Genomic DNA, 13950 nt, shown 5'->3' with positions numbered 1-13950 from the left:
CGGGTGCACTGACTTCGAGGAGACACCATGGCCAACCCCCAGGGCATCATCGACCCGCCCATCGACGACCTGCTCAGCAAGGTCGAGTCGAAGTACGCGCTCGTCATCTTCGCGTCGAAGCGTGCGCGCCAGATCAACGACTACTACGCCGACCTGCACGAGGGCTCGCTCTTCGACAACGTCGGTCCGCTCGTCGACTCGACGATCGACGACAAGCCGCTCTCCGTGGCTCTGCACGAGATCAACGAGGACAAGCTCACCGTCACCAAGCAGCAGCAGCCCGCCGACTGACCGCGGTGACTGCAGCTGCTCTGCGCCTCTTCACGTCCGAGTCGGTGACGGAGGGGCACCCCGACAAGATCTGTGACCAGATCTCGGACACGATCCTCGACGCGCTGCTCACGGTCGACCCGCACGCGCGCGTCGCCGTCGAGACGATGGTCACCACGGGGCTCGTCCACGTCGCCGGCGAGGTCACCACCTCCGGCTACGTCGAGATCCCGAAGCTCGTCCGTGACGTCATCACCGGCATCGGCTACAACTCGTCCGAGGTCTCCTTCGACGGCCACACCTGCGGCGTCGAGGTCTCCATCGGCGCGCAGTCGCCCGACATCGCCCAGGGCGTCGACGAGTCCCTCGACGCGCGCTCCGGTGCCGGCGTCGACCCGCTCGACCGTCAGGGTGCGGGCGACCAGGGCATCATGTTCGGCTTCGCGACGAACGAGACCCCCGAGTACATGCCGGTCGCGATCTGGCTGGCGCACCGCCTCGCCGAGCGCCTGGCCGAGGTCCGCAAGACCGGCCTGCTGACGTTCCTCCGTCCCGACGGCAAGACCCAGGTCACCGTCGGGTACGACGGCGTCGTGCCGAAGACCGTCGAGACCGTCGTCCTCTCCACGCAGCACTCACCGTCCGTGACGCTCGACGAGCTCACCGCGGCGATCACCGAGCACGTGATCCGTCCGGTGCTCGACCTGGTCGACCTCGACTCGTCGCACGTCGACGTCATCGTGAACCCGACCGGCCGCTTCGAGATCGGCGGCCCGCAGGGCGACGCCGGCCTCACCGGTCGCAAGGTCATCGTCGACACCTACGGCGGGGCCTCCCGTCACGGTGGCGGCGCGTTCAGCGGCAAGGACCCGTCGAAGGTGGACCGTTCGGCCGCCTACGCGCTCCGCTGGGTCGCGAAGAACGCCGTCGCGGCCGGGCTCGCCGACCGGCTCGAGGTGCAGGTCGCGTACGCGATCGGCCGTGCGAAGCCGGTGGGGCTGTACGTGGAGACGTTCGGCACCGGCCACGTCGACGACGCCGTGATCGAGTCCGCGATCCGCCAGGTGTTCGACCTGCGGCCGGCCGCGATCATCCGCGACCTCGACCTGCTCCGCCCGATCTACGCCAAGACCGCGACGTACGGGCACTTCGGCCGCGAGCTCCCCGGGTTCACCTGGGAGCAGCTCGACCGTGTCGAGGAACTCCGCGCTGCCGCAGGGCTCGTCACCGCAGCCGTCTGAGGCCACGGCGTGACCACCGTCGCGCGCGTCGTCCTCGACTCGCCGCTCCCGCAGTTGGACCGTCTGTTCGACTACCGGGTGCCGGCCGGGCTCGAGGACGACTGCGTGCCCGGGGTCCGCGTGAAGGTCCCGCTCCGCACGGGTGCACGGATGTCCGACGCGTACGTCGTCGAGATCGTCACCGAAGGAACGTACCCGGGGGAGCTCAGCCAGATCGAGACCGTGCTGTCGCCGGTGCCGGTCCTCGCGCCGGAGATCTGGACGCTCGCGCGCGCGGTCGCCGACCGAGCGGCGGGGGTCGCGTCCGACGTGCTGCGCCTGGCGGTGCCCACCCGGCAGGTCCGCGCCGAGAAGGCCTGGTTGGCCCGTGACACGGCGTGGTCGCCTCCCGCGGTCACCGCTCCGCCCGTCACCGGCTTCGCCGACGGCGTCCTGGAGGCACTGGTCGCCGACCACGGTCGGGCTGCGGTCGCCGCCGTCCCCCACCCCGTCGACCTGGGTGACGACGACGCGCCCGTGTGGGTTCCGGGGTGGGCCGCGACGCTCGCGCAGGCGGCAGCGCGGACCGTCGCCGCCGAGCAGTCTGCGGTGGTCGCCGTGCCCGACTTCCGCGACGTCATGGACCTCGAGCGGGCACTCCTCGCCCTGCTGCCGCCGGAACGGGTCGTCCGCTTCGACGCCAAGCAGACGAACGGGCAGCGGGCGAAGGCACTCCTGCAGGCTCGGACCCACCCGGTCGTCGCGATCGGGAACCGCACGGCGATGTACGCACCCGCGACCGAGCTCGGGCTCATCGCGATGTGGGACGACGGGGATGCCTCGTTCATCGAGCCCCGCGCCCCGTACGTGCACACCCGCGACGTGGCCCTGGTCCGGGCTGCGCAGTCCGGCGCCGCCCTGCTCTTCGTCTCGCACGCGCGGAGCACCGACGTGCAGCGACTCGTCGAGCTGCACTGGCTGCGGGAGGTCACCCCGTACCGGGCGAAGACCCCGAAGGTCATCCCGACGATCCAGCAGACCGGCGCCGAGGGCTACGCCGCGCAGGCCCGGATCCCGAGCTCGGCGTGGCGGGCTGCCCGTGAAGCAAGTCAGCACGGCGCCGTCCTGGTGCAGGTCGCGAGCCCGGGCTTCGGCACCGGGTTGGTCTGCGCCGAGTGCGGCGAGCGGGCGCACTGCCGGATCTGCGGCGGCCCGCTCGGCAGTCCGCACCGAGGCGCGACCCCGCAGTGCCGGTTCTGCGGCGCCCTCGCGGTCGGGTTCCGCTGCCCGACGTGCGGCAACGGCACCGTGAAGCCGGTCGGGCAGGGTGCGCAACGCACCGCAGACGAACTCGGTCGGGCCTTCCCTGGCACCCGGATCGTCGTCGCCGACGGCTCCCGGCCGCTCGACGAAGTGCCGGCGCGACCGTCCGTCGTCGTCGCCACCCGTAGTGCCGAGCCGTCGGTCCCGGGCGGGTACGCCTGCGTGCTGCTCCTCGACGGGGAGCGCATGCTCGCCCGCGAGGGACTCCGCGTGCAGGAGGACGTCCTCCGCTTCTGGACGAACGCCGCCGCGAAGGGTGCGCCGGGCGCGGAGACCTACCTCGTCGGCATCGGCGGGAAGCTGGCGACGGCGATGGCACTGTGGCGGCTCGACGGCCCCGCGCACGACGAACTCGCGGACCGGCGCGAGCTGCACTTCCCGCCGGCGGTGCGGGTGGCGACGCTCACCGGCACCGACGAAGCGGTGACCGCGGCGGTCGAGGCCCTCGAGGGTGCGACGGCAGGTCCCGTGCTCGGACCCGTGCCTGCCCTGGACGACGCGCTCCCGGGGACGGTCCGCGCCATCGTGCGTTTCCCCTACGCGCACGGGGCCGAGGTCGCAGCGACGCTCAAGGCCGAGGTGATCCGGCGGTCCTCGACCCGGCGCGTGCTCCCCGGCGGCAACCGGCGTCGGGCGGCGCCGTCGCTCCGGGTGCGCCTCGACGACGCCGAGCCTTTCAGCGAGGTCTGACCAGCGCGCTCGTCCCCGCGTACCTCGCACCGTGCGAGGTGTGGCCGTGCGGCGTCGGGCCCCGCACGGTGCGAGGTGCCGTGCGAGGTGCCCTGCGCACCGGACGCACCCCGCGCCTCCAGGCTGGGTGTCGGCGTGCGCATGTTCCGACGATCCACGCGTCGTTCGTCACGTGTGATGTCGCAACATGCGCGCGCACCCTCTGCTTGCGCATGTTCCGACGATCCACGCGTCGATCGTCGCGTGTGATGTCGCAACATGCGCGACTCCGCGCGACAACCGGCCGCGCGGGCCGCGTGCGGTCAGGCGACCGGGCCCACCGGGCGGCGGCGCTCCCGCGGCAGCACGACGCCGAGGGCGACCATGCCGACGGCCAGCACGAGGTGCAGCCAGTTGTCCGCGTTGTTGAGCGGCACGAAGTTCGCGCCGGAGCTGTGGCCCGCGGTGAACAGGCCGTAGATCCAGAGCACGAAGTAGACGATCCCGCCGATCACGAGGAACATCCGCGATCCCGTGGCACGTCGCGCCGCGAGCAGCCCGACGACGCCGAACAGCAGGTGCACGATGTTGTGCAGCACCGAGACCTGGAAGACCCCGAGCAGCATGGCCATCGACTCGTGCCCGGCGCCGGCGAGGTCGCCGGTCGTCAGGCCCGGGATGAACCCGGCGATCCCGACGAGCAGGAACACGATGCCCACGACCAGGGTGACCTTCTGGATCGCGGATCCCGCGTAGCGGTTGGTGGAGGTGGTGACGTCGCTCATGGTGTCTCCTGTGGTTCAGCGGCGCGGTTGCGCGGGGTTGGTGGGCACGCCCTGCGAGGGCGGGTTGATCTTCGGTCCGGCGGTCGCGGGCGAGACCTCGGCGGGAGCCGGGGTGCCGCCGGACACCTCGGGCAGGTCGGCGGGCACGGAGCCCTTGGGTTCCGCACCGGCGTCGAGTGCCTCGATCCGGTGCCGGAGGAGCTCCAGCACGGGGAGACGACCGCCGTGCGCCGTCTCGTGCTCGAGCAGGACGCCGAGCTGGTCGCGGTCGAGCGGGACCAGGTGCTCCGCCAGGTTGCCGAGCGGGACGTGGTCGAAGTCCGGGATGGGGAGTTCTCGGTCGGTCATGGTGCTCCTTCCGTCGGTGTCGCCAGACGCTACGCAGGCCGCTCTCCGGAGTTGCACAGGGAACGGGCACGCCCGCGCGCTCGGGACAGCCGGCGGCACGACCGACCGGCACGACCGCCCGGCACGACCGGCGGGCGCGGACGTGGGAGGATCGAACCCATGCGTCTCGTCGTCGCCGGCAGCCCCGCTGCGGCCGTCCCCACCCTCCGCCGGCTGGCGGCGTCCGAGCACGAGATCGCCGCGGTGCTCACCCGTCCGGCGACCCCGCAGGGCCGCAAGCGCGTGCTCACGCCCACCCCGGTCGCGCAGGTCGCCGCGGAACTCGGGATCCCCGTCATCGAGGCGTCCCGGGTCGACGACGAGGTCACCGCGCGCATCGCGGAGTTCGACGTCGACCTCGGCGTCATCGTCGCCTACGGCGCGCTCCTCCGCCGTGCGGCGCTCGACACGCCCCGCCACGGCTGGATCAACCTGCACTTCTCCGACCTGCCCGCGTACCGCGGCGCCGCTCCGGTGCAGCGTGCCGTGATGGCCGGCGACACCCGCACCGCCGCGACGGTGTTCCAGCTCGTCGCCGCGCTCGACGCCGGCCCCGTCTACGCGAGCGAGCCGTTCGACATCGACCCCGAGGCGACCGCCGGCGAGGTCCTCGCCGCGATGGCCGAGGTCGGTTCGGACGTGGTCGCGCGGGTCGTCGACGACATCGCCGCCGGGACGGCCGTCGCCACCGAGCAGTCCGGTGAGCCCACGCTCGCCCCGAAGCTGACGATCGAGGACGGCCGGATCGACTTCGCCGCGCCCGCGGCCGTCGTGCACGCCCGCCTCCGCGGGGTGACCCCCGAGCCCGGCGCGTACGCCCACCTCGGCGAGACCCGCGTGAAGCTGCTCCGCAGCACGAGCGGGACTGGAGGCACCCCCGCCCCCGCCCCGTCCCTCGCCCCGGGTGCACTGGCACTCGCCGACGGCCGTCTCCTGGTGGGCACCGCCGACGTGCCGCTCACGCTGGTCGAGGTGCAGCCGGCCGGCAAGAAGGCGATGGACGCCGCCGCCTGGGCCCGTGGTCTCGGCGAACTCGACGGGAAGGTCCTCGCATGAGCAGCTCCAACACCGCGCAGCGCCGGAACCACGGGCCGCGCCAGACGAGCGCACGCCGGGTCGCCTTCGACGTGCTCCGCGCCGTGCAGGTCGACGACGCCTACGCGAACCTGCTGCTGCCGACGCGGATCCGGCGTGCCGGGCTCACCGCCCGCGACGCCGCCTTCGCGACGGAGCTGACCTACGGCACGATCCGGATGCTCGGCCGCTACGACGCCATCGTGGCCCTCGCCTCGGGCCGCCGCATCGACAACATCGAGTCCGACGTGCTCGACGTCATGCGGCTCGGCGCGCACCAGCTCCTCGGCATGCGCACCCCGGTCCACGCCGCCGTGTCCGCCACCGTCGAGCTCGCCCGCGAGGTCGGCGCCCACCGTGCCACCGGGTTCGTCAACGCGGTCCTCCGCAAGGTCGGCGCCCGCACCGACGACGAGTGGGACGCGCTCATCACCGAGGGCCGCGGCGGGGACGCCCTGCTCGCCGCGCGCTGGTCGCACCCGGTCTGGGTCGTGTCCGCGCTCCGGGACGCCCTCGCCGCCGAGCGCTCCCGGGACGAACTCGCCGCGCTGCTCGCCGCCGACAACGTCGCGCCGCGCGTGCAGCTCGCGGCGCTCCCGGGCATCGCGACCGCCGAGGACATCGAGGCCGCGGCCGCTCGTGCCGCCGCTCCCGACGACGCGTCCTCGTCCGACGACGACTCCTCGTCCCCCGTCGTGGACCTGACCGATGTCGTGGACGGGCCGACCGCCGAGCCGGCGCCGACCGACCCGGGAGCCGAGACCGACGTCGACACGGAGGCCGCGCCTCCCGTCCGAGGGGGCGACCACGTCCCGGACCCGCCCGTCTCGCCCGTCGGGATCCGCGGCATCACCGGCGACCCGGCACGGGTGCCGGGTGTCGCGGCCGGACGGCTGCGTGTGCAGGACGAGGGGTCGCAGCTGGCGGCACTCGCGCTGAGCCGTTCGTCCGAGGTCCGCGCGGGGGAGCGGTGGCTCGACCTCTGCGCCGGACCCGGTGGCAAGGCCGCGCTCCTCGCCGCCGAGGCCGCGCGGTCCGGCGCCACCCTCGTCGCGAACGAACTCGTGCACGCGCGGGTCGGCCTCGTCCGGAAGGCCCTCGCCGGCTTCGACGACACGGTGACCGTGGTCGAGGGCGACGGGCGCCGGTACGGCCGTGACGGCTCCGGTGTCACGTTCGACCGCGTCCTCCTCGACGCCCCGTGCACCGGGCTCGGCGCGCTCCGTCGTCGTCCCGAGGCCCGCTGGCGGAAGCAGCCCGAGGACATCCCCGAGCTCGTCGCGCTGCAGGCCGAGCTGCTCGACGCCGCGGTGCGCGTGCTCGCGCCGGGCGGGACGCTCGCGTACGTGACGTGCTCGCCGCACCTCGCGGAGACGCGGGGGCAGGTCGACGCGTTGATGGCGCGGCACGGCGGGGTGCTCGAGCAGGTCGACACCGCGTCGGTGGTGCGCTCGGTCGCCGCCCGCGACCCGCAGGTGGCGGACGGCAACACCGCGCAGCTCTGGCCGCACCGGGTCGGGACGGACGCGATGTTCATCGCGCTGTTCCGTCGTGTCGCCTGACGGGTCGGTCTGGTCCGGCCTGGTCCGGTGCGGTGCGGTGCGGTGCGGTGCGGTGCGGCCTGGTCCGGTGCGGTGCGAGGTTCCGGACTCGGTGCGGGCGACCGAGACCTGCACGGTGAACGCAACCCCGCACCACGCGTTGGCCGAGGTGCGCGCCGGTAGGCTTGTGCGGTGACGATCCGTATCTCGCCGAGCATCCTGTCCGCCGACTTCGCGAACCTCGAGCGCGAGCTCCACCGCATCGAGACCGCCGACCTGGTGCACGTCGACGTGATGGACAACCACTTCGTGCCGAACCTCACGCTCGGGCTCCCGATCGTGCAGCGCCTGCAGCAGGTGTCGCCGGTGCCGCTCGACGTCCACCTGATGATCACGGACGCCGACACCGAGGCCCCGAAGTACGCCGAGACCGGTGCGTCGAGCGTCACCTTCCACTTCGAGGCGGCGGTGGACCCGGTGGCGACGGCCGCGGCGATCCGGTCGAACGGTGCCCGCGCGGCCGTGGCCGTGAAGCCCGGCACCCCGATCACGCAGGTCCTGCACCACCTCGACGCGTACGACATGATCCTGCTCATGACGGTGGAGCCCGGGTTCGGCGGCCAGTCCTTCATGCCGTCGGTGATGCCGAAGCTCGCCGACGCCCGCGCGGCCGTGGACGCCTCGGGCCTCGACGTGTGGCTCGAGGTCGACGGCGGCATCGCGGTGGACACGGTGCCCGAGGCCGTGCGGAGCGGCGCTGACACCCTCGTGGCGGGGTCGGCCGTGTACGGCGGTGAGCCGGCGGCCCGGATCGCGGACCTCCGCGAGGCGGCGGCAGCGGCCGCGCGGTCGTGACGGACGATGCGGTCGACGTGACCGGCGTCGCGGAGGCGAGCCGCGCCTCCCGTCCGGACGGTACGTCGGCGGAGTCGGCCGGTGACGGTAGCCTGGTCGGCGTGAAGACGTTCGACGACCTGTTCCAGGAGCTCACCGAGAAGGCGCGCACGCGCCCCGAGGGCTCCGGCACCGTCGCCGAACTGGACGCCGGCGTGCACCAGATCGGCAAGAAGATCGTCGAAGAGGCAGCCGAGGTCTGGATGGCGGCCGAGTACGAGGGCGACGAGCGCACCTCCGAGGAGATCTCGCAGCTCGTGTACCACCTGCAGGTCCTCATGATCGCGAAGGGCCTGACCCCGGCGGACGTCTGGCGACATCTGTAGGACGGCGCGTCCCGCGCCGGCCCCGACCGTCCCGGACCTCTCCCACAGAAAGCAGACCCCCTGATGCTCCGCATCGCCGTGCCCAACAAGGGCTCCCTCTCCGAGACCGCTTCCGAGATGCTGCGTGAGGCCGGGTACGCCGGTCGTCGCGACCCGAAGGCCCTCCACCTCCTCGACGAGCGCAACGGGGTGGAGTTCTTCTTCCTCCGGCCGCGCGACATCGCCACGTACGTCGGCTCCGGCGCGCTCGACGTCGGCATCACCGGCCGCGACCTGCTCCTCGACTCCGGGTCGGCGGCGCACGAGGTCGACGCGCTCGGGTTCGCCGACTCGACGTTCCGGTTCGCCGGTACCCCCGGGCGCTACAGCTCGCTGCAGGACCTCGACGGGGTGCGGGTGGCGACGAGCTACCCGGGGCTCGTCGGTGCCTTCCTCGCGGACCACGGCGTGACCGCGACGCTCGTCAAGCTCGACGGCGCGGTGGAGAGCGCCGTGCGACTCGGCGTCGCCGACGCCGTCGCCGACGTCGTCTCGACGGGCAGCACCCTCCGTGCCGCCGGGCTCGAGATCTTCGGCCCGGTGATCCTCGAGTCGACCGCGCTCCTCATCTCGACCGACGAGTCGATCCCGGGCATCGACGTCCTCCGTCGCCGGCTGCAGGGCGTCCTCGTGGCGCGCGGCTACGTGATGCTCGACTACGACATCCCGACGGCGCTCCTCGAACAGGCCACCGCGGTCGCGTCGGGCATCGAGTCGCCGACGGTGTCGCCGTTGCACGGCCGCGACTGGTCCGCGGTGCGCGTGATGATCCCGCGCGACGACGCCAACCTCATCATGGACGCGCTGTACGACCTCGGCGCCCGCGCCATCCTCGTCAGCCCGATCCACGCCGCACGTCTGTGACGACGCCCGTGACCAACGACGGCGTCGCGGTCCGGGTCATCCCGTGCCTCGACGTGCAGGGCGGCCGGGTCGTGAAGGGCGTGAACTTCCTCGACCTGCAGGACGCCGGTGACCCGGTGGAGCTCGCGGCGCGCTACTACGAGCAGGGCGCGGACGAGCTGACGTTCCTCGACGTCGGCGCCACGGTCGAGAACCGCTCGACGATGTACGACACCGTGACCCGCACCGCCGAGCAGGTCTTCATCCCGCTCACCGTGGGTGGTGGGGTCCGGAGCGTCGACGACGTCTCCCGGCTGCAGCAGTGCGGCGCGGACAAGATCGGCGTGAACAGCGCCGCGATCGCCCGCCCCGACCTGGTCGGCGAGATCGCGGACCGGTTCGGTGCGCAGGCCGTCGTGCTGTCCCTCGACATCAAGCGCTCGGAACGGATGCCGTCCGGCTTCGTGGTGACGACGCACGGCGGTCGGACCGAGTCCGACCTCGACGCCGTCGCGTGGGCACGCGAGGCCGTCGAGCGCGGGGCGGGGGAGCTGCTGGTCAACTCCATCGACGCGGACGGCACGAAGAACGGGTTCGACCTCGAGCTCGTCGCCGCCGTCCGTGCGGTGTCCTCGGTGCCGGTCATCGCGTCCGGAGGCGCGGGTCGGCTCGAGCACTTCGCCCCCGCCGTCGAGGCGGGCGCGGATGCGGTCCTCGCCGCGAGCGTCTTCCACCGGGGCGAGCTGACGATCGGCGACGTGAAGACCGCGCTCCGCGCGGCCGGCCAGCCCGTACGCTAGGAGTCTCATGACCGACAGCACCAGTACCAGCACGGACGCGGTCCTCGACCGCGCGCGGTTCGGTGCGGACGGGCTGCTCCCCGCGATCGTGCAGGAGGAATCGTCGAAGGACGTCCTCATGCTCGGCTACATGGACCGGGAAGCCCTCCGCCGCACCCTCACCGAGGGGCGCGTGACCTTCTGGTCCCGCTCACGGAACGAGTACTGGCGGAAGGGCGACACCTCGGGTCACGCCCAGTACGTCCGGGGCGCCGCGCTGGACTGCGACGCGGACACGCTCCTCGTCACCGTGCACCAGGTCGGTGCGGCCTGCCACACCGGTGCACACCGGTGCTTCGACGTCGACCCCCTCGATCCCGTGACCGCGTCTGCCCCGGCCGGTGTGGCAGTGGAGCCGACCCGATGACCACCGCGACGCTCTCGGACCAGCCGCACACCACCTCCAGGCCGGAGTTCGACAGCCTGCTCGGCGACCACCGCGTCGTGCCGGTGGTGCGCGCCCTCTACGCGGACAGCGAGACGCCGGTCGGTGTCTACCGGAAGCTCGCGGACGGCCGTCCCGGTTCGTTCCTGCTCGAGTCGGCGGGGCAGGGCGGCCTCTGGTCGCGCTGGTCGTTCGTCGGCGTGCGGAGCTTCGGCGTGCTCACCCAGGACGGCGACCGCGCCGCGTGGATCGACACCGGCATCCCCGCGTCGCGCGCCGTGGACTCGCTCGACGGCGAGCCGCTCGAGGTCCTCGCGCGCCTGCACGAGCGCTGGGCGACCCCGCGGATCCCCGGCACCCCGCCGCTCGTCGGCGGCACCGTCGGGTTCATCGGATGGGAAGCAGTGCGCCAGCTCGAGCACCTGCCGAACGTGCCCCCGGCGGACTTCGACGTCCCCGGGCAGTCGCTCGCGTTCGTGTCCGAGATGGCCGCGCTCGACCACCGCACGGGGCTCGTGCTCCTCGTCGCGAGCGTCCTCAACGACGGCACCGACGACGCCGAGGTGCTCTGGGCGGATGCGCAGGCCCGGCTCGACCGGATGCAGGGCGACCTCGTCGTGCCGAGCATCGCGACCGTGGCCGAGGCGTTCGACATCGCCGAGCCGACGCCGACGCACCGCTCCACCCCGGCCGAGTACATGGCCGCCGTGGAACGCTCGAAGGGCTTCATCCGCGACGGCGACGTCTTCCAGGTCGTCATCTCGCAGCGGTTCGACCACGAGGTGACCGCCGAACCGCTCGACGTCTACCGGGTGCTCCGGACGCTCAACCCGAGCCCGTACATGTACTTCCTGTCGCTGGCCGACACCGCCGACGAGCGCTTCTGGATCGTCGGCGCCTCGCCCGAGGCCCTCGTGAAGGTGCAGGCCGGCCGGGCCATCACGCACCCGATCGCCGGGTCACGTCCGCGTGGGGCGACCCCGGAGGAGGACGTCCGCTTCGGCGAGGACCTCCTCGAGGACCCGAAGGAGCGCGCCGAGCACCTCATGCTCGTCGACCTCGCCCGCAACGACCTGCAGAAGGTGTGCGAGCCGGGCACCGTCGCCGTGACCGAGTTCATGACGGTGGAGCGGTTCAGCCACATCATGCACCTCGTGTCGAGCGTCGAGGGTGCGATCCGACCGGACGCGTCGGCGATCGACGTGTTCCGGGCGACGTTCCCCGCGGGGACCCTGTCCGGTGCGCCGAAGCCCCGCGCGCTCGAGATCATCGACGAGCTGGAGCCCGCCAAGCGTGGTGCGTACGCCGGTGTCGTCGGCTACTTCGACTTCGCCGGTGACGCCGACCTCGCGATCGCGATCCGGACCGCCCTCATCAAGGACGGCGTCGCCCGCGTGCAGGCCGGGGCCGGACTCGTCGCTGACTCCGACCCGGAGACCGAGCACGTCGAAGCCGTGAACAAGGCCGCAGCGCCGCTCCGTGCCGTGGCGACCGCCAACCGGATGCGCGAGGTGCGCTCGTGAACGCCCGTCGCTCCCGCCCGCTCGTCGTCGTCGCGGGGCTCGCCGTCGCGGGCATCATCATGCTCGCGTGGACGCAGACCTGGTTCACGGTGCACCTGCACGCCGGTGCCGCCGTGACCGCACGGGTCGACGCCGACGGGGCGGCGGTCGTGCCGCAGTACACCGCCCTGGCCATCGCCAGCCTGGCCCTGTTCCTCGCGATGACCATCGCCGGACGGGTCGTCCGGATCGTGCTCGCGAGCGTCGAGGTCCTGCTCGGCCTGGGCGTCGTCGTGTCGGGCATCTCGGCGCTTCGCGACCCGATCGCGGCCGCGAAGGGTGCCGTCGGCGAGGTCGCCGGCGTGAGTGACCTGACCGCGGTCCGCCGGGTCGTCGACACCGTCGACGTGTCCGCGTGGCCCGCGGTGGGCATCGCCGGGGGCGTGCTCGCCGTGCTCCTGGGCGTCGTCGTGCTCGTCGTGCAACGCTCGTGGCCGGGGCCGAGCCGGAAGTACGGCGCGGCCACCGGCGGCGCCGCCGCCCAGGCCCGCGCCGCGGCACCCGTCGAGCGGGATGCCGTCGTCGACTGGGACGACCTCAGCGCCGGGGTCGACCCCACCGAGCGCGCTGCGGTGGACGCCGGGGACGGGGTCGAACCCGTCGTCGAGGACGAGGCCGCGAACGGCGGCGAGGCCGCCGTGGCACCCGGGGAGGACCCGGTAGGATCGAAGGGGCGCCGGTCGAACGACGGCGCCGAAGCAGAACGAGGAGCACCGTGAGCAACACTGAGCCCGCAGAACTCGGCGAAGGCCACTCGCCGGCAGCCTGGACCGCCGTCGTGATCATGTTGATCGGATTCGCGGCCGGCACGCTGTTCTTCTGGTTCGACCAGCCGTGGGGCGTCTGGGTCTCCGCCGGCGTGGTGCTCATCGGCCTCATCGCCGGTGCCGTCATGAAGAAGGCGGGCTACGGCGTCGACGGTCCGAAGTTCGTCCCCAAGCACCACTCCGAGTAGGTCCGGCATGCCGAACGTGCTCGAGACCCTCGTCGCGGGCGCGCTCGAGGACGCCGCGGCCCGCAAGATCGACCGTCCGTACTCGGACGTCGAACGCGACCTCGACCGTGTGTCGTCCCCGCTCGACGCCCTGGCGTTCCTCGCGCCGGGCGAACGGGTGAAGATCCTCGCCGAGGTCAAGCGTGCGAGCCCGTCCCGCGGGCCGCTGGCGACCATCGCGGACCCCGCGTCCCTCGCCGCCGACTACGAGCGCGGTGGGGCATCGACGATCAGCGTGCTCACCGAGGGGCGCAAGTTCCTCGGCAGTCTCGCCGACCTCGAAGCCGTGAAGGCACGGGTCGGGGTACCCGTCCTCCGCAAGGACTTCATCGCCGACCCGTACCAGGTGATCGAGGCACGGGCGTCGGGAGCCGACCTCGTGCTCCTCATCGTGGCCGCGCTCGAGCAGCAGCAGCTCGTCGAACTCCACACCCTGGCCGAGGAGCTCGGCATGCGGGTGCTGGTGGAGGCGCACTCCGCCGACGAGGTGACGCGCGGGCTCGACGCCGGCGCGCGCATCCTCGGTGTGAACGCCCGCGACCTCACCGACTTCTCGCTCGACCGTGACCTGTTCGGATCGCTCGCTGACCGCATCCCCGACGGGGTCGTCCGTGTCGCCGAGTCCGCCGTCGCCGTCCCCGCCGACGTCGCGTACTACCGCTCCGCGGGCGCCGACGTCGTCCTGGTGGGGGAGGCGCTCGTCACGGGCGACGACCCCGCCGCCACACTCGCGTCCTTCATCGCAGCCGCCGACCGCGGCTGAGCCAGAGGCCCGTTCCAGTCGACGCCCATCCCAGCC

16 protein-coding genes are annotated in these 13950 nt (G+C 72.9%); 14 read left to right on the top strand and 2 right to left on the bottom strand.

Annotated elements, in window-relative coordinates; genetic code table 11:
* The first annotated feature begins 27 nt into the window (after positions 1–27).
* The 3 genes from rpoZ to DEJ28_RS10125 are packed head-to-tail and all read left to right on the top strand — an operon-like array spanning position 28 to position 3503.
* A complete protein-coding gene (gene rpoZ, locus DEJ28_RS10135) occupies positions 28–291 on the top strand; it encodes a DNA-directed RNA polymerase subunit omega (protein WP_111114674.1) in 264 nt (87 codons plus the stop codon).
* A gap of 5 nt (positions 292–296) precedes the next feature.
* On the top strand, positions 297–1511 hold the full coding sequence (gene metK, locus DEJ28_RS10130) for a methionine adenosyltransferase (protein ID WP_111114673.1): 1215 nt from the start codon (positions 297–299) through the stop codon (positions 1509–1511).
* A 9-nt stretch (positions 1512–1520) separates the two neighbouring features.
* A complete protein-coding gene (locus DEJ28_RS10125; RefSeq protein ID WP_111114672.1) occupies positions 1521–3503 on the top strand; it encodes a primosomal protein N' family DNA-binding protein in 1983 nt (660 codons plus the stop codon).
* A 302-nt stretch (positions 3504–3805) separates the two neighbouring features.
* Here DEJ28_RS10125 and DEJ28_RS10120 read toward each other — a convergent pair whose 3' ends face one another.
* Positions 3806–4267 carry a DUF4383 domain-containing protein gene (locus DEJ28_RS10120; RefSeq protein ID WP_181433627.1) on the bottom strand — a complete coding sequence of 154 codons (462 nt, stop codon included), beginning with the start codon at positions 4265–4267 and terminating at the stop codon, positions 3806–3808.
* A 15-nt stretch (positions 4268–4282) separates the two neighbouring features.
* Positions 4283–4615 carry a DUF8129 domain-containing protein gene (locus DEJ28_RS10115; RefSeq protein ID WP_111114671.1) on the bottom strand — a complete coding sequence of 111 codons (333 nt, stop codon included), beginning with the start codon at positions 4613–4615 and terminating at the stop codon, positions 4283–4285.
* A 159-nt stretch (positions 4616–4774) separates the two neighbouring features.
* On the opposite strand from DEJ28_RS10115, the gene fmt reads away from it, so the two are divergent.
* From fmt to trpC, 11 genes are all read left to right on the top strand, one after another.
* Positions 4775–5710 (top strand): methionyl-tRNA formyltransferase, encoded by a 936-nt coding sequence (gene fmt, locus DEJ28_RS10110; RefSeq protein WP_111114670.1) that lies wholly within the window; start codon positions 4775–4777, stop codon positions 5708–5710.
* The gene (locus DEJ28_RS10105; protein WP_111114669.1) at positions 5707–7290 is read left to right on the top strand and encodes an RsmB/NOP family class I SAM-dependent RNA methyltransferase; all 1584 of its coding nucleotides are present in this window, start codon (positions 5707–5709) and stop codon (positions 7288–7290) included. The genes fmt and DEJ28_RS10105 overlap by 4 nt, the downstream gene beginning before the upstream one ends.
* A gap of 171 nt (positions 7291–7461) precedes the next feature.
* Positions 7462–8124: a ribulose-phosphate 3-epimerase gene (gene rpe / locus DEJ28_RS10100; RefSeq protein WP_111114668.1), complete on the top strand. Its 663-nt coding sequence runs from the start codon at positions 7462–7464 to the stop codon at positions 8122–8124.
* A 101-nt stretch (positions 8125–8225) separates the two neighbouring features.
* A complete protein-coding gene (locus tag DEJ28_RS10095; protein ID WP_079238914.1) occupies positions 8226–8489 on the top strand; it encodes a phosphoribosyl-ATP diphosphatase in 264 nt (87 codons plus the stop codon).
* Positions 8490–8552: 63 nt separating this feature from the next.
* Entirely contained in the window at positions 8553–9392 is an 840-nt protein-coding gene (gene hisG, locus DEJ28_RS10090; protein ID WP_111114667.1) for an ATP phosphoribosyltransferase, read from the top strand.
* A gap of 8 nt (positions 9393–9400) precedes the next feature.
* Positions 9401–10171, top strand: coding sequence for an imidazole glycerol phosphate synthase subunit HisF (gene hisF, locus DEJ28_RS10085; RefSeq protein ID WP_111114761.1), 771 nt, complete (start codon positions 9401–9403; stop codon positions 10169–10171).
* Positions 10172–10178: 7 nt separating this feature from the next.
* Positions 10179–10577, top strand: a complete 399-nt coding sequence (gene hisI / locus DEJ28_RS10080) for a phosphoribosyl-AMP cyclohydrolase (RefSeq protein ID WP_111114666.1) — start codon at positions 10179–10181, stop codon at positions 10575–10577.
* Positions 10574–12118, top strand: a complete 1545-nt coding sequence (locus DEJ28_RS10075; RefSeq protein ID WP_111114665.1) for an anthranilate synthase component I — start codon at positions 10574–10576, stop codon at positions 12116–12118. Before hisI ends, DEJ28_RS10075 begins: the two co-directional genes overlap by 4 nt.
* The gene (locus DEJ28_RS10070) at positions 12115–12876 is read left to right on the top strand and encodes a Trp biosynthesis-associated membrane protein (protein WP_111114664.1); all 762 of its coding nucleotides are present in this window, start codon (positions 12115–12117) and stop codon (positions 12874–12876) included. Before DEJ28_RS10075 ends, DEJ28_RS10070 begins: the two co-directional genes overlap by 4 nt.
* Positions 12873–13112 (top strand): HGxxPAAW family protein, encoded by a 240-nt coding sequence (locus tag DEJ28_RS10065; protein ID WP_181433626.1) that lies wholly within the window; start codon positions 12873–12875, stop codon positions 13110–13112. Before DEJ28_RS10070 ends, DEJ28_RS10065 begins: the two co-directional genes overlap by 4 nt.
* 16 nt (positions 13113–13128) lie before the next feature.
* Positions 13129–13914, top strand: a complete 786-nt coding sequence (gene trpC / locus DEJ28_RS10060) for an indole-3-glycerol phosphate synthase TrpC (protein ID WP_111114760.1) — start codon at positions 13129–13131, stop codon at positions 13912–13914.
* The last annotated feature ends 36 nt before the right edge of the window (positions 13915–13950 follow it).

The sequence above is a fragment of the Curtobacterium sp. MCPF17_002 genome, from assembly GCF_003234115.2.
Taxonomy (GTDB): Bacteria; Actinomycetota; Actinomycetes; order Actinomycetales; family Microbacteriaceae; genus Curtobacterium.
Note: the sequence above shows the minus strand (reverse complement) of the source record. Positions and strands in the feature narration are given on the sequence as shown.

Bases quoted from the DNA above. Each gene is read 5' to 3' on its own strand.
- hisG (WP_111114667.1), top strand. From the start codon at position 8,553: ATGCTCCGCATCGCCGTGCCCAACAAGGGCTCCCTCTCCGAGACCGCT.
- hisI (WP_111114666.1), top strand. From the start codon at position 10,179: ATGACCGACAGCACCAGTACCAGCACGGACGCGGTCCTCGACCGCGCG.
- DEJ28_RS10075 (WP_111114665.1), top strand. From the start codon at position 10,574: ATGACCACCGCGACGCTCTCGGACCAGCCGCACACCACCTCCAGGCCG.
- DEJ28_RS10120 (WP_181433627.1), bottom strand. From the start codon at position 4,267: ATGAGCGACGTCACCACCTCCACCAACCGCTACGCGGGATCCGCGATC.
- DEJ28_RS10105 (WP_111114669.1), top strand. From the start codon at position 5,707: ATGAGCAGCTCCAACACCGCGCAGCGCCGGAACCACGGGCCGCGCCAG.
- rpoZ (WP_111114674.1), top strand. From the start codon at position 28: ATGGCCAACCCCCAGGGCATCATCGACCCGCCCATCGACGACCTGCTC.
- DEJ28_RS10115 (WP_111114671.1), bottom strand. From the start codon at position 4,615: ATGACCGACCGAGAACTCCCCATCCCGGACTTCGACCACGTCCCGCTC.
- fmt (WP_111114670.1), top strand. From the start codon at position 4,775: ATGCGTCTCGTCGTCGCCGGCAGCCCCGCTGCGGCCGTCCCCACCCTC.